Annotated in this window: 18 protein-coding genes and 2 pseudogenes; 12 read left to right on the top strand and 8 right to left on the bottom strand. The window is 71.3% G+C overall.

Going from position 1 to position 20,402, the window contains the following annotated elements; all coding sequences use genetic code 11:
* Positions 1-69 precede the first annotated feature (69 nt).
* The 8 genes and pseudogenes from ACIQCZ_RS10255 (at position 70) to ACIQCZ_RS10220 (ending at position 8,076) form a co-directional block, all read left to right on the top strand.
* Positions 70-1,023: a DUF1177 domain-containing protein gene (locus ACIQCZ_RS10255; RefSeq protein WP_376215666.1), complete on the top strand. Its 954-nt coding sequence runs from the start codon at positions 70-72 to the stop codon at positions 1,021-1,023.
* A complete protein-coding gene (locus ACIQCZ_RS10250) occupies positions 1,023-2,411 on the top strand; it encodes a cytosine permease (protein WP_402281196.1) in 1,389 nt (462 codons plus the stop codon). Before ACIQCZ_RS10255 ends, ACIQCZ_RS10250 begins: the two co-directional genes overlap by 1 nt.
* Positions 2,408-3,736, top strand: coding sequence for a M20/M25/M40 family metallo-hydrolase (locus ACIQCZ_RS10245; RefSeq protein WP_376215671.1), 1,329 nt, complete (start codon positions 2,408-2,410; stop codon positions 3,734-3,736). The genes ACIQCZ_RS10250 and ACIQCZ_RS10245 overlap by 4 nt, the downstream gene beginning before the upstream one ends.
* A 132-nt stretch (positions 3,737-3,868) precedes the next feature.
* Positions 3,869-4,155 (top strand): annotated as a pseudogene (locus ACIQCZ_RS10240) (VapC toxin family PIN domain ribonuclease); the annotation flags it as partial.
* Positions 4,156-4,291: 136 nt separating this feature from the next.
* Positions 4,292-4,948 carry a class I SAM-dependent methyltransferase gene (locus ACIQCZ_RS10235; protein WP_402281194.1) on the top strand — a complete coding sequence of 219 codons (657 nt, stop codon included), beginning with the start codon at positions 4,292-4,294 and terminating at the stop codon, positions 4,946-4,948.
* A 24-nt stretch (positions 4,949-4,972) separates the two neighbouring features.
* The gene (locus ACIQCZ_RS10230) at positions 4,973-5,917 is read left to right on the top strand and encodes an N-acetylmuramoyl-L-alanine amidase (protein ID WP_402281192.1); all 945 of its coding nucleotides are present in this window, start codon (positions 4,973-4,975) and stop codon (positions 5,915-5,917) included.
* A gap of 192 nt (positions 5,918-6,109) precedes the next feature.
* Positions 6,110-6,946: a hypothetical protein gene (locus ACIQCZ_RS10225; RefSeq protein ID WP_402281190.1), complete on the top strand. Its 837-nt coding sequence runs from the start codon at positions 6,110-6,112 to the stop codon at positions 6,944-6,946.
* A gap of 122 nt (positions 6,947-7,068) precedes the next feature.
* The gene (locus ACIQCZ_RS10220; RefSeq protein WP_402281281.1) at positions 7,069-8,076 is read left to right on the top strand and encodes an LLM class F420-dependent oxidoreductase; all 1,008 of its coding nucleotides are present in this window, start codon (positions 7,069-7,071) and stop codon (positions 8,074-8,076) included.
* Between the two features lie 139 nt (positions 8,077-8,215).
* On the opposite strand, the gene ACIQCZ_RS10215 is transcribed toward ACIQCZ_RS10220, so the two are convergent.
* From ACIQCZ_RS10215 to ACIQCZ_RS10195, 5 genes and pseudogenes are all read right to left on the bottom strand, one after another.
* The gene (locus ACIQCZ_RS10215) at positions 8,216-8,818 is read right to left on the bottom strand and encodes a VOC family protein (protein WP_402281188.1); all 603 of its coding nucleotides are present in this window, start codon (positions 8,816-8,818) and stop codon (positions 8,216-8,218) included.
* Positions 8,815-9,108 (bottom strand): annotated as a pseudogene (locus tag ACIQCZ_RS10210) (histidinol phosphatase); the annotation flags it as partial. The pseudogene ACIQCZ_RS10210 and the gene ACIQCZ_RS10215, both read right to left, overlap by 4 nt.
* Positions 9,109-9,259: 151 nt before the next feature.
* The gene (locus tag ACIQCZ_RS10205; RefSeq protein WP_402281186.1) at positions 9,260-10,036 is read right to left on the bottom strand and encodes a maleylpyruvate isomerase family mycothiol-dependent enzyme; all 777 of its coding nucleotides are present in this window, start codon (positions 10,034-10,036) and stop codon (positions 9,260-9,262) included.
* 41 nt (positions 10,037-10,077) lie between these two features.
* Entirely contained in the window at positions 10,078-10,644 is a 567-nt protein-coding gene (locus ACIQCZ_RS10200; RefSeq protein ID WP_402281279.1) for a hypothetical protein, read from the bottom strand.
* Between the two features lie 160 nt (positions 10,645-10,804).
* Entirely contained in the window at positions 10,805-13,774 is a 2,970-nt protein-coding gene (locus ACIQCZ_RS10195) for a BTAD domain-containing putative transcriptional regulator (RefSeq protein ID WP_402281185.1), read from the bottom strand.
* A gap of 355 nt (positions 13,775-14,129) precedes the next feature.
* On the opposite strand from ACIQCZ_RS10195, the gene ACIQCZ_RS10190 reads away from it, so the two are divergent.
* Positions 14,130-14,327 carry a hypothetical protein gene (locus tag ACIQCZ_RS10190; RefSeq protein ID WP_388580060.1) on the top strand — a complete coding sequence of 66 codons (198 nt, stop codon included), beginning with the start codon at positions 14,130-14,132 and terminating at the stop codon, positions 14,325-14,327.
* A 94-nt stretch (positions 14,328-14,421) separates the two neighbouring features.
* On the opposite strand, the gene ACIQCZ_RS10185 is transcribed toward ACIQCZ_RS10190, so the two are convergent.
* The 3 genes from ACIQCZ_RS10185 to ACIQCZ_RS10175 form a co-directional block, all read right to left on the bottom strand.
* Entirely contained in the window at positions 14,422-15,495 is a 1,074-nt protein-coding gene (locus ACIQCZ_RS10185; RefSeq protein ID WP_402281184.1) for a prenyltransferase, read from the bottom strand.
* Positions 15,492-16,247, bottom strand: coding sequence for a class I SAM-dependent methyltransferase (locus ACIQCZ_RS10180; RefSeq protein WP_402281182.1), 756 nt, complete (start codon positions 16,245-16,247; stop codon positions 15,492-15,494). The genes ACIQCZ_RS10185 and ACIQCZ_RS10180 overlap by 4 nt, the downstream gene beginning before the upstream one ends.
* A 62-nt stretch (positions 16,248-16,309) precedes the next feature.
* Entirely contained in the window at positions 16,310-17,641 is a 1,332-nt protein-coding gene (locus ACIQCZ_RS10175) for a glycosyltransferase family 4 protein (RefSeq protein WP_402281180.1), read from the bottom strand.
* 229 nt (positions 17,642-17,870) lie between these two features.
* On the opposite strand from ACIQCZ_RS10175, the gene ACIQCZ_RS10170 reads away from it, so the two are divergent.
* The 3 genes from ACIQCZ_RS10170 to ACIQCZ_RS10160 all read left to right on the top strand — a co-directional run bounded on the left by ACIQCZ_RS10170 (position 17,871) and on the right by ACIQCZ_RS10160 (position 20,400).
* The gene (locus ACIQCZ_RS10170; protein ID WP_402281178.1) at positions 17,871-18,500 is read left to right on the top strand and encodes a TetR family transcriptional regulator; all 630 of its coding nucleotides are present in this window, start codon (positions 17,871-17,873) and stop codon (positions 18,498-18,500) included.
* A 92-nt stretch (positions 18,501-18,592) separates the two neighbouring features.
* A complete protein-coding gene (locus ACIQCZ_RS10165) occupies positions 18,593-18,943 on the top strand; it encodes a DUF4190 domain-containing protein (RefSeq protein ID WP_402281176.1) in 351 nt (116 codons plus the stop codon).
* A gap of 209 nt (positions 18,944-19,152) precedes the next feature.
* Positions 19,153-20,400: a substrate-binding domain-containing protein gene (locus tag ACIQCZ_RS10160; RefSeq protein ID WP_402281175.1), complete on the top strand. Its 1,248-nt coding sequence runs from the start codon at positions 19,153-19,155 to the stop codon at positions 20,398-20,400.
* Positions 20,401-20,402: the final 2 nt, after the last annotated feature.

Genomic DNA, 20,402 nt, shown 5'->3' with positions numbered 1-20,402 from the left:
CGTCGAGCGCCGGCCCGGGTGCCCGGACTGCGCCGCCCCGGGTGTCCGGCTGAGTGAGAAAGGCCCTCCATGCTGAAGTACGTGCTGGACATCGTCGAGCTGTTGGACGATCCCCAGGTCAATGGCAAGACGGTCGCCGAGTACCTCGACTCCGTGAGCGGGGCCGAGGGATCGTCCGCCCAGGTCACCACGGTCACCGGCGAGCGGGGCTCGACGGACTTCGTGATGGTCCGCATCCCCGGCTCCCAAGGGCGTACGTCCGGGGGCAGTGCCCGCACGCTGGGCGTGGTGGGCCGGCTCGGCGGCATCGGCGCCCGGCCCGAGGTGACCGGCATGGTCTCCGACGCCGACGGCGCGGTCTCCGCGATCGCCACCGCCGCCAAGCTGCTCGACATGCGCCGCCGCGGCGACGTGCTGCCCGGCGACGTGATCGTCGCCACCCACATCTGCCCGGACGCGCCGACCGAGCCGCACGACCCGGTGCCGTTCATGGGCTCGCCCGTGGACATCGCCACCATGAACCGCCACGAGGTGACCGGCGAGATGGAGGCCGTGCTCTCCATCGACACCACCAAGGGCAACCGCATCATCAACCACAAGGGCCTCGCCCTGTCGCCCACCGTCAAGGAGGGCTGGGTGCTGCGGGTCAGCGAGCAGCTCGGCGAGCTTCTCGCCGTGGTGACCGGTGAGCCGTTGGTCACGTACCCCGTGACCACGCAGGACATCACCCCGTACGGTAACGGGGCACACCACATCAATTCGATCCTGCAGCCCGCCACCGCGACGGCCGCTCCGGTCGTCGGCCTGGCCATCACCTCGGCCGCCGCGGTACCGGGCTGCGGTACGGGCGCGAGCCACGAGACGGACATCGCGTCCGCCGCCCGCTACGCCGTGGAGGTCGCCAAGGCCTACGGCAGTGGCCACCTGGACTTCCACGACGCGGTGGAGTTCGACAACCTCGTCAACCGCTACGGGTCGCTGGCTCACCTCCAGACCCTCGGCCGTACACCCCAGGAGTCCTGATGGCAGCCGCCCCGCAGGCCGAGGCCGTGGCCCACGAGACCAAGAGCATCGGCAGCGACGACTACGCGCTCTCGCGCGTCCCCCGTGACAAGCGGTTCGGCTTCTGGTCCATGCTGCTCCAGTGGCTGGCCCAGTCCGGCTCGATCTCGCAGTTCACCCTCGGCGCCACCATCGGTGTCGGCATGACCTTCGGCGACGCCTTCCTCGCCTTCACGCTCGGCGCGGTGATCCTGGAGATCGTGATCTTCGCGATCGGTCTGGCCGGTATGCGCGAGGGGCTGGCGACCCCGATGCTGACCCGCTGGGTCGGCTTCGGCCGCAACGGCTCGGCGCTGGTCAGCTTCGTCATCGCGGTCAGTCTGGTCGGCTGGTTCGGCGTCCAGAACACGATCTTCGGCAACAGCGTCTCGGCGCTGGTCGGCGGCCCGTCCTGGATGTGGTGCGTACTGGCGGGCATCGCCATCACCGCACTGGTGATCTTCGGCTTCAAGTACATGGCCGTCTTCGCCAAGATCGTCACGCCGCTCTTCTTCGCGATGGTCGCCTGGTCGATCGTCTCGACGCTGAAGGACCACTCGATCAGCGATCTGATCCACTCGCAGGCCCCCGGCCAGACGATTCCGCTCGCCGTCGCCGCCACCGCCATCGCGGGCGGCTTCATGACCGGCGCGATCGTGGCCCCGGAGATGACCCGGTACAACACGAAGGGCTCGCACGTCTTCCTGCAGAGCGCCTCGTCGATGATCCTCTCCGAGTACATCGTCGGCATGACCGGTGTGCTCCTCGGTCACCTGGTCAAGAGCAACGAGGTCTCGCACATCGTGCTCTCCACCTCGGGTGCCTTCGGTGTGATCGTGGTCCTGATGTCCACCGCCAAGATCAACGACTGGAACCTGTACGGCTCCTCGCTCGGCGTCGTCAACTTCTTCCAGGTCGTCTTCGGCAAGCGGATCCACCGCGGCGCGGTCACGATCGTCCTCGGCATCGCCGGCACGGTCCTGTCCGCGGTCGGGATCATGACCCACTTCACCGAGTTCCTCTCCATCCTCGGCGTCGCGATCCCGCCGATCGGCGGCATCATCGTGGCCGAGTACTGGGTCGTGAAGCGGATGCGCAAGCCGCTGGACGACACACGGGAGTCCGAGACCCTGCCGACGTCCTCGCCGACCTGGGTGCCGATGTCCATCGCCATCTGGATCGCGGCGTTCTGCGTCGGCAAGTTCTACGAGGGCGGCATACCGGCCCTGAACTCGCTGGCCACCGCCTTCGTCCTGTACAGCGTCCTCGGCCTGCTGGGCTGGGTGAGGCCGTACGGCACCTCCGCCCTGGACGACGAGGACGCCGACGCCCCCGCCGCCCGCGCGACAACCACTGTGGGAGCAGCATGACCACCTCCGACCCCACCGCCTCGTTCGTCCCGGCCTCCGACGAGGCACAGGAAGAGGTCATCGGACTCTGCGCCGAGCTGATCAGGTTCGACACCTCCAACCCCACCAGCGACGAGCGCGCGAGCGCCGACTGGGTGGTGAGCCGCCTCGCCGAGGTGGGCATCGACTCCGAGCTGATCGAGTCGGCGCCGGGTCGCGCCAGCGTCGTCGCGCGCATCGCGGGCCGCGACTCCGGACGTGGCGCCCTCCTGGTCCACGGCCATCTGGACGTGGTCCCCGCCGACGCCTCCGAGTGGCAGGTCCCGCCGTTCTCCGGCGAGATCCGCGACGGCTACCTCTGGGGCCGCGGCGCGATCGACATGAAGGACACGGTGGCCGTCATGCTGGCCACCGCCCGCCACTTCGCCCGTACCGGCACCGAGCCGTCCCGCGACCTGGTCCTCGCCTTCCTCGCCGACGAGGAGGCGGGCGGCAAGTTCGGCGCCCACTGGCTGGTCGAGCACCGCCCCGAGCTCTTCGCAGGCGTCACCGAGGCGATCGGCGAGGGCGGCGGCTTCTCCTTCGCCATCGACGACACCCGTCGCCTCTACCCGATCGAGAACGCCCAGCGCGGCATGGCCTGGATGGAGCTCACCGCCACCGGCCGGGCCGGCCACGGCTCGTCCCCCAACGACGAGAACGCGGTCACCGATCTCGCGGAGTCGTTGGCCCGCATCGGCCGCGAGACCTTCCCGATCCGTCTGATCGAACCGGTCCGGGCCCTGCTCGAAGAGGCCGCCCGCCTCTACGGCGTCGAGTTCGACGAGAACGACATCGAGGGCAGCCTGGAGCGGCTGGGCCCGGTCTCCGACTTCATGCAGGTGGTGCTCCGCAACTCCGCGAACCCCACCATGTTCAACGCGGGCTACCAGACCAACGTCATCCCCGGAAAGGCGACCGCCCGGGTGGACGGCCGCTTCCTGCCCGGCCACGAGCAGGAGCTGGTCGACACGATCGACAGGCTCCTCCTCCCGTCGGTCAGCCGCGAGTGGGTCAACCACGACATCGCGATGGAGACGACGTTCGACGGCCCGCTGGTCGACGCCATGTGCGCGGCCGTGCGCGCCGAGGACCCGGACGGCCACCCGGTCCCGTACTGCAACCCCGGCGGCACCGACGCCAAGGCCTTCACCCATCTCGGCATCCGCTGCTTCGGCTTCAAGGGCCTCAAGCTCCCGCACGACCTGGACTACGGCCGCCTCTTCCACGGCGTGGACGAGCGCGTCCCGCTGGAGGGCCTGCGCTTCGGCGTCCGCGTCATGACCCGACTCTGGCAGAGCTGCTGACCTCCATATCGCAGCCCCGCCGGGGGCGCCCCGACCCGGGCTCACCCCTCGTACGCCCCCGCCGATTCCTTCGACGGGGGCGTACGGCATTGCGCTCACGGTGTGACATCCAGTAGCACCCAGTAGCACTACCACGACGAATACGCCGAGCGGGCCCGACGACTCGATGTCCTCCAGCGCGCCGAGAACGAGTTCGACCCGATCCCCTTCGACACGGAGGCAGCCCGGATCCATGGCAGGGTCTGCGCTGCCGTGATCGGCGCCGGCCGCAAACCGCGCCGCCGGGTGGCCGAATGATGATCGCGTCCATCGCCGTCGCCGAGGAGCTTCCCCTTTTCACCACGGACCCCGACGATTTCAAGGGGCTGGACGACCTGCTCACTGTTGTCCCCGTCGCGCGACCGCGGGTCCTCCACGATCGATGGACCGCCGGGGCGCACCCCGCCCCGAGCTCACCCCTTGTGCGCCCCCGCCGACGCCCTCGGCAGGGGTGTACGGCACGATGGGGCGCCGTCGAACGCGTCCCCGCAGAACCGTCCCCACCAGGAGGAACCCGTGCCCGCCGAGTCCGTCGCCGAGCCGTCGCCCGAGATTCTCGCCGCCTTCCAGGCCGCCAAGGGCTTCATGCCGGTGGTCGAGGGACTCGCGCTGTACGCGGCCGCCGCCGAGGCCGCCGCGCTGGGGCTGCCGGTCCTGGAGGTCGGTACGTACTGCGGACGCTCCACCATCCTGCTCGCCGACGTCGCCCGCGCGGCCGGCGTGACGGCCCTCACCGTCGATCACCACCGCGGCAGCGAGGAGCAGCAGCCGGGCTGGGAGTACCACGACCCGACCGTCGTGGACCCGGAGGTCGGCCGGATGGACACGCTGCCGACGTTCCGCCGGACCCTGCACGCGGCGGGGCTCGAAGACCACGTCGTGGCCATGGTCGGACGGTCTTTGCAGGTCGCCGCCGTCTGGAGCGGGAAGCTCGGCTTCGTCTTCATCGACGGCGGGCACACCGACGAGCACGCGGGCGGTGACTACGAGGGCTGGGCGCCGCATGTCGCCGAGGGCGGACTGCTGGTGATCCACGACGTGTTCCCGGACCCGGCGCACGGCGGCCAGGCCCCGTACCGGATCTATCTGCGGGCGCTGGCCTCCGGCGCGTTCACCGAGGTCTCGGCGACGGATTCGCTGCGTGTGCTGCGGCGCACGGGACCGGGTATCTGAGGCGCGCCCCGATAGCATCGCGTGGTGCCGTACGACGAGAGCGTTCCCCCCACCCCGCGCCGCCGGCCCCTGCTCGCCGCCGCCGCGCTCGCCGCCGTGTGCCTGACCGCTGCGGGCTGCGGCGCGGGCGACGACAGCGGCGGAGTGCGGGCCGAGCCCCGGCAGGGCGGCGGCGGCACCTCCGCGGCGCCGCAGCCGTCCTCGCCGTCCAGGACCGCTCCGGCTCCGGGGAGGACGTCCGCCTCCCCCGCCCCTTCGGCGAAGCCCTCCGGGTCCACGGGCGGCCGGGCCTCCAAGCCGCTGTCGGGCAGGACCGTCGTCATCGACCCCGGGCACAACCCGAACAACCGTCTGCACACCCGCGAGATCAACCGCCTGGTCGACATCGGCACCGCGCACAAGGAGTGCGACACCACCGGCACCTCGACCGACTCCGGTTATCCGGAGGCCGAGTTCACCCTGGATGTGTCGCACCGGCTGCGCACGCTCCTGAAGGCGCAGGGCGCACACGTCGTGCTGACGTACGACAACGACCGTCCGTACGGCCCGTGTGTCGACGAGCGGGCCCGAATCGGCAACGAGGCCAAGGCCGATGCGGTGGTCTCGGTCCACGCGGACGGTTCCGCGGCCGGCAACCGCGGTTTCCATGTGATCCTCCCCGGGCCGGTACGAGGAGGGAAGGCGGACACTACGAAGATCGTCGAGCCGTCCCGCGACCTCGGTACCCGGATCGCCGGTCTCTTCGTCCGCGATACCGGAAGTGCGCCTTCCAATTATGTCGGCGGCAATAGCGGGTTGGACATCCGCAAGGATCTGGGCGGACTTAATTTGTCGACCGTGCCCAAAGTGTTCATCGAATGCGGCAATATGCGTGATCCGAAGGACGCCGCTCTGCTCACCAGCGCGAACTGGCGTCAGAAGGCTGCGCAGGGCATTGCCGATGGCATCAGCAGTTACCTCAAGGGGTAACAAGAGGTAGTTCTGCGGCGAAATTGGGGGGAAGTGCGTCCAGGGTCCGGTCAGGGACACAGTCCTGACCGGCAGACGATAGATTCATCCGTACGATGGGGAGCCACCCCCGAGCCTTGCCCCGTGCCCGCCGCACCCCGGCGGGCCGCAGCGACGACCACCCCGACGAGACGACCGACTAAGGATCTTTACGTGAATATGCGCTCCCTCACTCGAGGCGACGGCGTGGTGATCGGAGCAGCGGTGGTGCTGTTCATCGCCTCTTTCCTCCACCTCTACGGTTACGAATGCCCCTCGGGCCTCAACTGCTCCGGCTACTCGGCCCCGAACGCCTGGGACGCGCTCGCGGCCCTCATGAGCATCTACCTGGGCGGCATCATCGCCGCGGCGCTGGTCGTGGTCGGCCGCACCATGCCGCCCCGCAAGGTCCTCGGTTTCGAGCTCGGCCAACTCGGCGCGGCCTTCAGCGTCTTCACCCTGTGGACCGCGTTCTGGTCGACCATCGACGCCAGCAACGCGGGCGCCGGCCTGATCCTCGGCCTGCTGGGCACGGCCGTGCTCGCGGTCGGCGCGGTCGGGACTCCGCTGATTCCCACGCTCAAGGCTCCGCTGATGGGTGCCCCGCGCCCGCAGGCCGTGCAGTCGCCGTACGGCGGCCAGCCGCAGCCCGGCCAGGGATACGGCTACCCCGGCGCCCAGCAGCAGCCGTACGGTGCGCAGCCGGGTCAGCAGCAGCCCTACGGCGCGCAGCCGCAGGCCGGTCAGCCCCAGCCCGGCCGGCCGGAGCCGCAGCAGGCCCAGCAGACTCCGGCGGCCGGCGCGCCGTCCGGTGACTTCACGCCGTTCTGGTTCGCGGTGCCGGTGGCCCGTCCGCTGTACGGGGAGGACGGTTCGCCGTCGCCGATCGCCGAGCTGGCTCCGGGCACCTGGTACCTCGCGGTGGAGCAGCGCGGTGCGAGCCTCATCGCCCAGACGCAGGACGGCCGTCGTGGTGTGCTCCAGGACACCACGGGCATCCAGCGCGGCTGAGCCCACCCGCCCGCAGCACGATCAGCGACCCCTCGCCCCTTCCGGGCGGGGGGTCGCTGCCGTACTCTCCGTCCGTGCGTCGATTGTCTGACATGGCGTCAGAATCCTTGGGAGGCGGCGGAATGCGGCTCGGACTCGCGCTCGGCTACTGGGGTCGCGGCCCCGACCCGGCCCAATTGGAGCTCGTCCGTCAGGCCGAGGAGCTGGGGTACGGGTCGGTGTGGACGGCGGAGGCCTGGGGCTCCGACGCGTTCACCCCGCTGACCTGGATCGCCGCACACACCTCCCGCATCCGGCTGGGCACCGGCATCGCGCAGATGGCGGCGCGCACCCCGACCGCGACCGCGATGCACGCCCTCACCCTCGACCATCTCTCCGGCGGCCGGATGATGCTCGGCCTCGGTCTGTCCGGGCCGCAGGTCGTGGAGGGCTGGTACGGGCGGCCGTTCCCGAGGAGCCAGCTGACCGCCACCCGCGAGTACGTCGACGTCATCCGCCAGGTGCTCGGCCGTGAGGCCCCCGTCGAACTGGACGGACGCTTCCACTCCCACCCGTACAACGGTCCCGACGCCACCGGCCTGGGCAAGCCGTTGAAGTCGATCACCCATCCGTTGCGGTCCCGGCTCCCGGTACTGCTCGGGGCGGAGGGGCCGAAGAACATCGCGCAGACGACGAGGATCGCCGACGGCTGGCTGCCGCTGTACTGGTCACCGCTGCGCACCGATGTGTACGAGGCGTCGCTCACGGACCTGCCCGACGGGTTCATGATCGCGCCGATGGCCCGTGCGCGGGTCTGTGACGACATCGCCGAGGGGCTGCTGCCGGTGAAGGCGATGCTCGGCTTCTACATCGGGGGGATGGGGCACGCGGCACGGAACTTCCACGCCGACCTGATGGCACGCATGGGGTTCGAGGAGGAGGCACGGCGGATCCAGCGGCTCTTCCTCGAAGGACGCAGGGAGGAGGCGGTGCTGGCCGTGCCGGACGCGTTCGCCGATGAGATCTCGCTCGTCGGTCCGCGTGAACGGATCGCGGAGCGGCTGGAGTTGTGGCGCAAGGGGCCGGTGACCGATCTGCTGGTGACGGCGCCGGACCCGCATACGCTGCGGGTGCTCGCAGAGCTCGACTGACGACCTGGTGCACGATGGGGAGTGGCTCGCTGTCGTGCACCAGGCCGTAAGGGCTGTCCGCAATCCCCGGGGGATCGGTGCGCGGCGTCGGGTGCGGCGCATCGCGGGGCGGGAGCATCCGCACACCGGACGTATTCGCTCATCCGGTCCGATCCGCACGAAGGACCCCGGGCCCCGGCCGGGCCGGGTCCGTCGGCCAGGTCCCGGTGCCGACCGGGGCGGGGCGCACCCGTCGGCGTGATGCGGTGCGTTCCCAGGGCTGGGGGTCGGGGTACGTGAGGAGTTCCAGCGTGCTGCCCCAGGGGGTGCGCAGATACGCGAAGCGGTTGCGCTCCCCCGCCTCGGGGCCCGGCAGCGGCCGTGCCTCGGCGAGCAGTGAGGCGCCCGCGGCCACGCAGTCCCTCACGGCCGCGTCCAGGTCGTCGGCGTAGAGCGCCACGTGCTGCCAGCCGAAGTCGCAGGGCAGCGCCGGGGGCTCCCGGCGGGGGCCCTCGAACTCGAAGAGCTCGATGGCCGGACCGTCGCCGGGGAGGGCCAGCATCCGGATCGCCAGCTGCTGGGTGCCCGCCGGGACGCCGAGCCGCCGCTCGACGTCCAGACCGCCGAGCGGCTCGTCCTGGCGCCGCAAGGTGTCGTAGAGCACCTCGGCGCCGAACGCCCTGGTGAGGAAGAGGGTCGCGGTCTCCAGATCGGGGACCGTGACCCCGATGTGGTCGATGCCGCGCACGCTTGTGGCCGTCATGGGTTCACCGTTCCTGTCCCGGGGCCGCGCCGATGCGTCCCGTCCGCCCCGGAGCGGGCCCGCCCCGGGGTCGTGCCCGCGCGGGACCGGGCCGGCAGTTCGTCGGCCGGCCGGGTGGAGACGACGTGCTCCGCCGGGACGCGGCGCTTCTCGGCGCGGGCGCGGATCCGCCGGTCCGGCTGACCGGGCGCGTGTGCGTCGGTGTCGACGGCGAACAGGCTGCCCGCGGCAACGGCTCGGCGCAGCAGCCGGGGGGGCGGGTCGAGCCGTTCGGGCCGACTGCCGCGTTCCGGCAGGAAGGCGATCCGTCTCAGGGCGCGGACGGGCTCCATCGGCACCTCCACGGGGGCCGCCGGACACACGGGCTGTCGCTTCCAGCTTGGCGCAGCACCGCCCCGTCCGCACAGCGGGCGGGGCGGCTCCGCGGCGGCCTGCGGCGGCTCAGCCGAATGCGGAGTGTTCCAGCCAGAAGTCCAGCAGCTTCGTGTCCCCCAGCACCTCGACCCGGTCGCTGTCCGCCGGGAGGCGCCGGTTGAAGACCAGCAGGACGTCGGTGAGCGGGCCCCGCAGCGCCACGGTCGCCTTCTCGTGGGCCCGCCGCCAGGTGAAGCCGTCCTCGCCGAGCTCGATCAGCCACTCGGCACCGGGCACGTCCGTGGCGTGCAGATGGATCGAGCCCCCGGCGCCGGCGAGCTCGGCCGCCTTCCCGTGGCCCGCGGCCCGCGCGAAGGCGACGATCTCCAGCCACTCGTCGATCGTGTCGGCCGCCAGCTCGGGTGCCACCTCGTAGCCGGTCCCCGCGGTGAGCGCGGCGTCGGCCTGGTGGACGATCGTCTCGTGCGCCATGCGACGCGCCCAGAAGCCCGTGCTGCGCTCCCAGCCCCAGGACCACACCTTCTGGTCCGGACCGGCGGCGCGCAGCGCCTCGACGGTATCGGCCGCGCCCTCCGCCAGCCAGGCATCTAGCGCGGCGAGGTCGTCGCTCCCGGGGGCGGAGTCCGGTACCTGCTCGTTCGGGACCATCTCGGTGGCCCGGGTGCGTACGATCTCGCCGACCCAGCGATGGGCCCGGCCGACATGGAGAACGAGCTCACGCAGGGTCCAGTCGGGGCAGGTCGGGACGGTGGCACCGAGGTCCGCGTCACGGATCGTGGCTCTCAACGCGTCGGTGCGGGCGATGATTTCGTCACAGTATCGGTCGTACGTGAGTCGGCTCATACCATGCACCCTAGTTCGATCACCGACCGAACCCGCATCGATTACCCGCCGAGTTGTGAGGCGCTCGGCACCTTGTCCTTCACCTCGGCGCCCGCGCTGCTGCCGGCTGACTTGACGCCGTTGATCACACTCTCGAAGGCGCCGACGTCACCCGCGCCCGCCTCGCCCCTGCGGAGCTTCTCGCCGAGCCCCTTGAGCGATTCGATGCCGGCGCTCAGCGGCGCGACCGCCTTGGACAGCAGCGGATCGCCCTTGGCGTTGGCCACCGCCGCCTTCAGCCGGTTGTAGGTGAAGCCGCCCGCGAGCCCGGCCTTGACCAGGGCGAACGTCCGCCCGTCCGCGCCCTTCTTGAACTTGCCCGCCCGGTACGGCTTCACGATCCACTGGTACGTCGCACCGGCCGCGAGCCCGGCGTTGGCGACGAATCGCGTCTTGGCCAGTTTCTGCGCCTGCGCCGACGGCGTCCCGCCCGGGGACGCGGTGACACTCGGGGACGCGGAAGGGCTCGCGCCGCCCTTGCCGCCGCCGCACGCGGTGGCGCCCACGACCAGGGAGCAGCACAGCAACGGCGGGACGACGAGACGGCGCAACGGTACGGAACCGGTCACGGCGGAACTGGGCACAGCGGGCCTCCCTGGCCGGGCACATCGGGGCGAACTCTACGGTGAGTGACGAAAGCGGCCACTCTCGGTAAGGTTCGCCCGGACCCGGGCGGCGTGCCACTCGGGCAACGCCGTCCGGGTCCACACCGCCGGTGCGGCGATCCGGTCAGGCGACGCTGTGCGTCGGGCGAGGCTGCCCGTCGAGGAGCAACGCGCGCACCGCCTCGGCCTCCGGGGCGTGCAGCCGCTCGTAGACGTCGAGTGCCTCGTTCCACGAAGCGACCGCACGTCCGGTCTGGCCCAGTTCCGAAAGCGCGTGGCCGAGCACGGTCAACACGTTGCCCCGACGCCACTCCCCGCCGATTCCGCCCAGCGTGATCAGCGCCCTCTCGGCGTCGGCCGCGGCCTCTGCCGGGCGCCGCGCGGCGAGGTCGACCTCGGCCAGACGGAACAGGCTCATGCCCTCCCACAGCCTCTGGCGGCTCTCGCGGAAGACGTCCAGCGCCTGGTGGAGGCAGTCGCTCGCGGAGTCCAGCTCGCCGCTCCGGGTGAGGGCCAGAGCGAGCGCGTAGCGGCCGTTGGCGCCGCGCAGGGTGCTGCCCATGGCGTCGTAGATGTCGATGCCCTGCCGTGCCAGCGCGATGGCGCTCGCCGTCCGGCCGGTCGCGAGGTGCACGCGCGAGAGGTTGCACAGGACGGCGGCCTCGCCGGGGCGGTCGCCGAGCGCACGGAAGTACTCGATGGCCCGGGAGAGATGGGCCTCCGCGTCCCCGTGCCGGTTCTGATAGAGCGCGATGACGCCTCTGCTGTTGAGCGCGTCGCCCGTGGTCCAGGAGTCGCCGGTCGAACCGCCGAGCCGTACCGCCTCGCGCGCTTCGTGGTCCGCCTCCCGGAAGCGGCCCATGAGGGAGTGCAGGTGGGCGAGAACCGCTCGCATCCGTGCCTCCGTCCGCTCGTCGCCGGTTTCCACAGCGGCACCCAGCAGGGCCGTGACCACCGACTCGTAGCGCTTGAATTCGCTGCCGGACTCGGCGAGGTCCCGCACCGCGAGCAGCAGATCGGCCGCCTTGCGCAACTCGCCCGTACCGACGGCCTGCCGGGCCGCGGACAGCAGTGCCCTCGCTTCACCGAACAGCCAGTCCAGCGCCTCGGAGCGGTCGACGAAGAGCAGCCCGTCGCTCGCGGTCGGCGCCAGGTGCTCGACCAGGCGGTCGCCGGGCCGCTCCAGCGCGTACACGCGCGCCGCGGTGGCCAGGTAGAAGTCGAGCAGCCGGGACAGGGCCGCCGCCCGCTCACCGGGCCCTTCCTCGTCCCTCTCCGCGCAGGTACGTGCGTAGAGGCGGAGCAGGTCGTGATACCGGTACCGGCCCGGTGCCGGCGACTCCACCATCGACGTGTCGACGAGGGTCTCCAGGAGTTCCTCGGTGTCCTCCGCGGGAAGGTCGAGCATGGACGCGGCAGCCGACAGAGAGATGTCCGGTCCGTCGGCCAGACCCAGCAGACGGAACGCGCGTGCCTGCGCGCGTTCCAGCTGCCCGTGGGCCAGCTCGAAGACGGCCTTCACCGCCAGGTCCCCGGACTGCAGCTCGTCCAGTCGCCGCCGCTCGTCCGCCAGCTTCGCGGCCAGTACCGAAACGGTCCAGGTCCGCCGCACCGCCAGCCGCGTCGCCGCGATCCGGATCGCCAACGGCAGGAAGCCGCACGCGGCAACGACGTCGAGCGCCGCCGTACGCTCGCCGTCGACACGTTCACTGCCGACGATCCTGGTGAACAGTTGCAGGGCCTCCTCCGGACTCAGCACGTCGACATCCACCAGGTGGGCGCCCGCCAGGTCGCCCAGGTGTCCCCTGGACGTGATCAGCGCGGCGCATCCCTCCGTGCCCGGCAGCAGCGGTCTCACCTGAGCGGCGTCGCGCGCGTTGTCCAGGAGCACCAGCACCCGCCGCCCGTTCAGGACCGAGCGGTACAGCGCAGCCCGGTCCTCCAGGGAGTCGGGGATCGCCGCGTCCGGCGTGCCGAGAGCGCGCAGGAAGGAACCCAGAACCGTCTCGGGCTCCGCACCCCTCGCCCGCGGGCCCTGAAGATCGACGTACAGCTGGCCGTCGGGGAATTCCGGGCGGGCCCGGTGAGCGACGTGTACCGCCAGCGTCGTCTTGCCGACGCCCGCGATTCCCGACAGTGCCGACACCGCCATGACCTGGCCGTTGGCCGACGCCAGCACCTCCCCCAGCTCCTCCACGTACGGCGCACGGCCCGTGAAGTCGGTCACGGTCGCAGGGAGTTGGCCGGGCCGAACGAGGGCCACGGGAGGCCCGGGCTCCGGGGCGGACGGTTCCGCCAGGGCCGGGTCCGCCTGCAGGATCCGGCGCTGCAGCTCGGCCAGGTCGGAGCGGGGGTCCACGCCCAGTTCGTCCGCCAGCAGCCGCCTGGTGTCGGCGTACACCGCCAGCGCCTCCGCCTGACGGCCGCTGCGGTACAGCGCCAGCATCAGCAGTTCCCGCAGCCGCTCCCGCAGCGGGTGCACCGCCGTCAGCGACGTGAGCTCCGAGACCGCTTCCGCGTGGTGGCCCAGTTCGAGCTCCATGTCCAGGCAGGATTCGCTCAGTTGGAGGCGCCACTCGTCCAGGCGGGCGCGTTGGTTCTCCGCGTACGGGCCCGGCACCCCCGACAGCGACTCGCCGTCCCACAGTGCCAGCGCCTTGCGAAGCAGATCACGCGCATGGCCCGGATCCCCGTCGCTTCTGGCCCGCTCCGCCCGCTCCGCGAGATCCTGCGCCGTCGCCAGGTCCAGGGCTCCGTCGGGCAGGCCCCGGATCGCGTAGCCGCCCGACTCACTCACCAGGACGCCCGGTTCGAGGACCTTGCGCAGCCGGGAGACATAGGTCCGGACGGCGGCCAGGCCCTGCGACGGGGGCTCCTCGCCCCACAGCGCGTCGATCAGTTCGGCCGCGGTCGCCGTGCGGCCCGCGCGCAGCAGCAGGGCGGCCAACAGGCCACGCTGCTGCGGTGATCCGGTCGGCAGTGCCTCGGTTCCGCGCCAGGCGCGCACCGGGCCGAGTACGCTGAAACGCAGCGCTGTCGGCCCCTCGGGCGACGTGGCGGAACGAAGCTCCGGCACCCGTCGCACGACATCCATAGCTGCCCCCCCCCTTTCGGCAGCGTATCAACTCGTTTAGCAGACGTATATGGATCGTTTATCGGCGCCTGCGACCATCGACGCATCGCACTCTGTGACTTGCCCAGTCCGGGGTTGCGCCGAGGCGGGTCCCCGGGAGTGGCATCCCGGGTCCCGACCACCCGGCCTGACAGCCGATCATTTCGCGCTGCGATTTTCAGCAACTCTAGCTCGGTCGAGCGACTTTGAGCTACCGTCATCCCGTTGCCGCGGACCGCGGACGGGTCGGCCCCTGCCAAGGGCCCCGAATGGCCCGCCTGTTGGTGCGCGCTGCAGATCCGGACTGGGCACCGTCATAGGGAGAACGAGCATTGTCATGCAATCAATCAGCCCACCCGTGCTGTGGGCCGGAGTCGTGGTCACTCTGGCCTATTTCGTATTGGTCGGATACCTCATCAGGTCACTGAGGTCCAACAAGCGGCTGCCTTCGGCGATCGCAGCCGTGACGGGGCTCGTGGGTGCGCTTCCCGTAGTGCTCTACGCCCTGTATGCCGTGCTCAGCACTCCGGCATAGGCATATCCGCACGAAGTACGTGTCGGCTCGGGGAAGCGGTGGAACAAGCGCCGCTTCCCCCGGTCGCGCGGCCGGTGCCCGGCCTGGGCCGGTGCTATCCGCAGCAGTCCGGTTCCAGCCCGCGCGGCAGCCGTTCGCCGCCGAATACCGCGGTGGTCGCCTCGTCGCCGCCGAGCGCGGCCACCGCGAGCAGCAGCGAACCGGCGGTCCAGGTGGTGAGCTCCTCCGGCCAGAAGGCCCGGTTGCCCTCGAAGACGTACCCCGTCCAGTACATGCCGCCGTCGGCGCGCAGGTGCTGGATGGACTGGAGGATCTCCAGCGCCCGGTCGGACTCGCCCATCACCCAGAGCGCCAGGGCGAGTTCGCAGCTCTCCCCGCCGGTCACCCATGGGTTGGGCAGCACACAGCGCACCCCTAGGCCGGGCACCACGAAACGGTCCCAGCCCTCCTCCATCCGCTCCTTGGCGGCCGCTCCGGTGAGCGCGCCGCCCAGCACCGGGTAGTACCAGTCCATCGAGTAGCGGCTCTTGTCCAGGAAGCGTTCCGGGTGGCGCCGGATCGCGTGGGCCAGCGCACCGGTCGCCAACTCCCAGTCCGGCTGCGGCTCCTCGCGCCGCTCGGCGAGGGCGAGTGCACAGCGCAGCGCCTGATGGATGGAGGAACAGCCGGTCAGCAGCGCGTCGTCGACGGGGGTTCCGTCGGCTTCGCGCTTCCAGCCGATCTGGCCACCGGGCCGCTGCAGCCGCAGCACGAATTCGACGGCGGCGTAGACGGTCGGCCACATCCGGTCGACGAACGCGTCGTCGCCGGTGGCGAGGTAGTGGTGCCAGACGCCGACGGCCACGTACGCGCAGAAGTTGGTCTCCCGGCCCCGGTCGGTCGGCCGTTCCGGGTCGCCGTCGTGGTACGCGGCGTACCAGGAGCCGTCCTCGTTCTGGTGCCGGGCCAGCCAGTCGTACGCGCGTCCCGCGGCGGCGTGTTCGCCCGCCGCGTCGAGGGCCATGGCGGCCTCGGTGTGGTCCCACGGGTCGAGGTGGTGGCCGCGGAACCACGGCAGCGCACCGTTCTCGCACTGCGCGGCGAGGAGGGCGGCGACGGTCTCGGCGGCCTGCTCGGCGGTGAGGACTCCGGGCAGTACGAGGTGTTCTGTCTGCTCGGGAACGGTCACGCCTCGGCCTTGGAGAGATCCTCGGCGGTGGCCGCGGGCAGGTGCGGCTTGGTCGCGTACGCCACGAAGCTCTTGCCGACGACCGGGTTGAGCAGTTGCTCGGCGACCCGGGTGACGGCCGGCTTCTTCATGATGTCCCAGACCAGCAGCTTGTGATACGCGCGCACCGGCAGCGACTTGTCGTTGTCCACGCCGAACGCGCACTTGAGCCACCAGTACGGCGAGTGCAGGGCGTGGGCATGGTGGGTGCCGTACGGCTTGAGGCCTGCGCCGCGCATCTTGCCGAGCAGTTCGTCGGCCTTGTAGATGCGGATGTGGCCGCCCTCGACCTCGTGGTACGCGTCGGAGAGCGTCCAGCAGACCTTCTCGGGGCCGTAGCGCGGCACGGTGACCGCGATCCGGCCGCCGGGCCTGAGCACCCGGACCATCTCGGCGAGCACGCCCTTGTCGTCGGGGATGTGCTCCATCACCTCGGAGATGATCACCACGTCGAAGGACTCGTCGGGGAACGGCAGATTGAGCGCGTCGCCCTCCATCGCGGTGGCGGTGGCGCCCTCGGGTGCCTCCCCGGCCTCCTTCATCGCGGCGAACCATTTCGCGACTTCGCGGATCTCCTCGCCGTTCCGGTCGAGGGCCACGACCTGGGCGCCGCGCCGGTAGGCCTCGAAGGCGTGGCGTCCGGCGCCGCAGCCCAGGTCGAGCACTCGGTCACCTGCGGCAAGCGGGAAGCGGGTGAAGTCCACGGTCAGCACGAATGCCTGCTTTCGCGGTCGAGGGGGTCAGAGGGCGGGGACAGCGTGGGCGGACTGCGGGGTCACCGTCGGCCGCCGGGGCGCGTGGTGCCCGCGCGGGCGGCGATCGCCTCGCGGTACAGGGCGGCGGTGCCGATGGCGGCCTGCTTCCAGGTGAACCGGGACAGCACCCGGGCACGGCCCGCGGCGCCGAGCCGGGCGCGCAGTTCCGGATCGCCGAGCAGCCGGGCGAGCGCGTCGGCCAGCGCCCCGGCGTCGGCGGGCGGGACGGCCAGGCAGGTCTCGCCGTCCGGGCCCGCGACCTCGGGGATCGCGCCGCCGGTGGTGGCGACCAGCGGCGTGCCGGTGGCCATGGCCTCGGCAGCGGGCAGCGAGAACCCCTCGTACAGCGAGGGGACGCAGGCGACCTGCGCGCTGCGCACCAGGTCGACGAGTTCGGCGTCGCTGATGCCCTTGACGAATTCGACGGCGTCCTGGAGTCCGTGCCGCTCGATGGCCTGCGCCACCGGTCCGTCCTCGGCCCGCTTGCCGACGACCACGAGGTGCGCCCGCGGGTTCTCGGTGCGGAGCTTGGCGAGCGCCTCGACGAGGTGGACGAGGCCCTTCAGCGGGACGTCGGCGCTGGAGGTGGTGACGATCCGGCCGGGGACCTCGGCGACGGACGGATCGGGCGACCACAGTTCGGTGTCCGCGCCGATGTGCACCACATGGATGCGGTTCTCGCGCACCCCGAGGTGGTCGACGATCTCCTGCTTGGAGGAGCCGGAGACGGTGAGCACCGACGGCAGCCGGCGCGCGACCCGCTTCTGCATGCGGGTGAAGGCGTACCAGCGGCGCACGGAGGCGCGCCGGCGACGGGTCGCGGCGGCGGCCAGGTCCAACTGCCGGTCGACCGTGATGGGGTGGTGGATCGTGGTGACGAGCGGGGCGCCGAGGTCCGCCAACAGCCCGTAGCCGAGGGTCTGGTTGTCGTGGATGACGTCGAACTCGCCGCGTCGGGACGCGAGATGGCGTCGGGCGCGGAGGCTGAAGGTGAGCGGCTCCGGGAAGCCGCCGGTCCACATGGTGGCGACCTCGGCGGCGTCGATCCAGTCCCGGTACTCGCCGCGTTTCGGGGTGCGGAAGGGGTCGGGCTGGCGGTAGAGGTCCAGGCTCGGCAGCTCGGTGAGCGGGACGCCCTCGTCGAGCACCGGATAGGGCTGGGCGCCGATCACCTCGACGCTGTGGCCGAGGCGGGCGAGCTCACGGCCGAGGTGGCGCACATAGACGCCCTGGCCGCCGCAGAAAGGATTTCCCTTGTAGGTGAGGAGTGCGATGCGCAGCGGGCGTTCGCCGGGGCTGCCCGACACGTCGCTGCCCGTGCGGGGGCCCGACTCTATGGCCTCAGCGGTCACACTCGGCCCCCTTCTCACTGCGTGTTCGCCGGAGCGTAACCGCTCACGCTAATCTAGAACAAGTTTCAGACTGGATCGTTCAATGAGCTACGAATCTACCGGCAGGTAGCGTCGGCGCAACGGCCGGACCGGGTGATTCGCGCCACGGCCCGGCACCCTGGCATGCTGTGCGCCGCCGGGAGACCGAGCGCCTCCCTCGGTTGCGGACAGAAGCCATGGATGGGGACACATGACAGCGGAAGCCAGGCCGGCATCACCGCCGCTGACGGAACGCCAGGAGGCCCGTCGCCGCCGCATCCTGCACGCCAGCGCCCAGCTCGCCAGCAGGGGCGGGTTCGAGGCGGTGCAGATGCGTGAGGTCGCCGAGGCCGCCGAGGTCGCCCTGGGCACGCTGTACCGCTACTTCCCCTCGAAGATCCACCTGCTGGTCGCCACCATGCAGGACCAGCTCCAGCACATGCACACGACGCTGCACAAGCGCCCCCCGGCCGGGGACGACGCGGCGCAGCGGGTCGCCGGCACCCTGATGCGGGCGTTCCGCGCACTGCAGCGCGAACCGCATCTGGCGGACGCGATGGTACGGGCGCTGACCTTCGCGGACCGCAGCGTCAGCCCGGAGGTGGACACCGTCTCGCGGATCACGACGACGATCATCCTGGACGCGATGGGCCTGGAGCATCCGACGCCGGAGCAGCTGTCCGCGGTCCGGGTCATCGAGCACACCTGGCACTCCGCACTGATCACCTGGCTGTCGGGGCGTGCGTCGATCGCCCAGGTGAAGATAGACATCGAGACGGTGTGCCGACTGATCGACGTGACGGCTCCCCCGGGCACGTCCCGGCGCTCCGAGGCGACCTGACAGGTTCATCACACATCCCTCACCGTTCTGTCCGGGAGCACCACGAACCTCTCCTTAACATGATCATGACCAGTATCGACGGAGAGGAAGACATGACTGACCAGTCAGGCAGCACGGGCGTCCCAGCGGGGGCACAGGCCCCGGGAGGACCGGGATACGGCGTCCAGCCCCCGCCCGGCTACGGCTACCCCGGTGGTGCCTCGCTGCCCAGCGGCAAGGCGACGGCCTCGATGGTGCTCGGCATCCTCGGGCTGGTGCTGATCCCGATCATCCTGCCGATCATCGCGCTGTGCCTCGGCGTCTCGGCCCGGCGCATGGCCGACCGGGGCGAGGGCGGCGGCCGCGGCATGGCGACCGCCGGAATGGTGATGGGCATCATCGGCATCGCGTTCGCCGCACTCGGCTTCACCGTCGCCACGCTCCAGGCGATCGGCGCCGCGTGACGGGCCACCGCCCGCGGCACTGACGCCTCGCGCGCCGCGCCGCGCCCCGGGACCGGATCCCGTCCCGGGGGCGCGGCCCGCGGCCCCGCCCCATGTGCGGCCCCCACATGCGCACCACGTCAGGTGGGGTGCCCTGCACCATGTCGACGGCGGCAGGGTGTTCATACGGTTCGGCGACATCACATGAACACGCCGAGGAGCCGGTCATCATGCGTCGCAGAGCCACAGGCACCGTCCGTCGTCACAGATCCCTCTCCGCCGCCGTCGCACTGGCCTCGGCCGGTCTTCTGCTCGCCGGGTGCACCGCCGCCGGGAAGGCGGGCGAGGCCGATTCCGCGTCCGGGAAGGACGCGAAGAACCAGACCGTCAAGGTGGGCCTGGTCTACTCCCGTACGGGGCTGCTCGCGGACTACGGGAAGCAGTACCGCGACGGGTTCATGGCGGGCCTGGACCACGCGACGAAGGGCACCGGCAAGGTCGCCGGGCACCGTATCGAGGTCACCGAGCAGGACGACGCGGGCGACCCGGGCAAGGCGGTCGCCGCGGCCAAGAACCTCATCGGCAAGGGCTACAAGGTGCTGGCCGGCACCACCGATTCCGGGGTGGCCCTCCAGATGGCGCCGCTCGCCGCCCAGAACAAGGTGCTGTACATCAGCGGCCCGGCCGCCACCGACGCCGTCACCGGGATCAACGACTACACCTTCCGCTCGGGCCGGCAGTCCTACCAGGACATCCTCACCGCCGGGGCGATGCTCGGCGAGGCCAAGGGCAAGAAGGTCACGGTGCTGGCCCAGGACTCCACCTTCGGCCAGGCCAACGTCGCCGCCGTGAAGGCCGTCCTCGGGGCCGAGGGCGCGAAGGTGGGCTCCGTACTGGCCCCGCCCAGTGCCACGGACCTGACCCCCTTCGCCCGGCAGGTCAAGGCGGGCGGACCCGATCTGGTCTTCGTCGCCTGGGCCGGGTCCACCGCGCCGGCGCTGTGGACCGCGCTGGACCAGCAGGGCGTGCTGAGCGCGAGCAAGGTCGTCACCGGCCTCGCCGGAACGGCCTCGTACCCGGTCTTCGGGAACGCCGGTTCCAAGGTGTCGTTCCTGGCGCACTACTTCCCTGGCGCGGGCGGCGGCAACGCCGTGGAGAAGTCCATGCTCGACTCGGTCACCAAGGCGGGCGGCACCCCGGACCTGTTCACCCCCGACGGCTTCACCGCGGCACAGATGGTCGTGCGCGCCGTGGAGGAGGGCGGCGCCACCGACTCCGCCGCCATGGTCAAGGCCCTGGAGGGCTGGAGCTTCGACGGAGTGAAGGGCAAGGAGCAGATCCGTGCGCAGGACCACGCACTGGTGCAGCCGATGTTCGTCGCGAAGCTCCGGGGGAAGGGGGCCGGTGCCCGGCCGGAGCTGGTGGGCACCGAGCCGATGGACAAGGTGGCGCCGCCCGTGAAGCCCTCGGCGGGCTGACC

The organism is Streptomyces sp. NPDC093149, from assembly GCF_044754145.1.
Taxonomy (GTDB): Bacteria; Actinomycetota; Actinomycetes; order Streptomycetales; family Streptomycetaceae; genus Streptomyces.
This window is presented reverse-complemented; position numbering and strand designations above follow the sequence as displayed.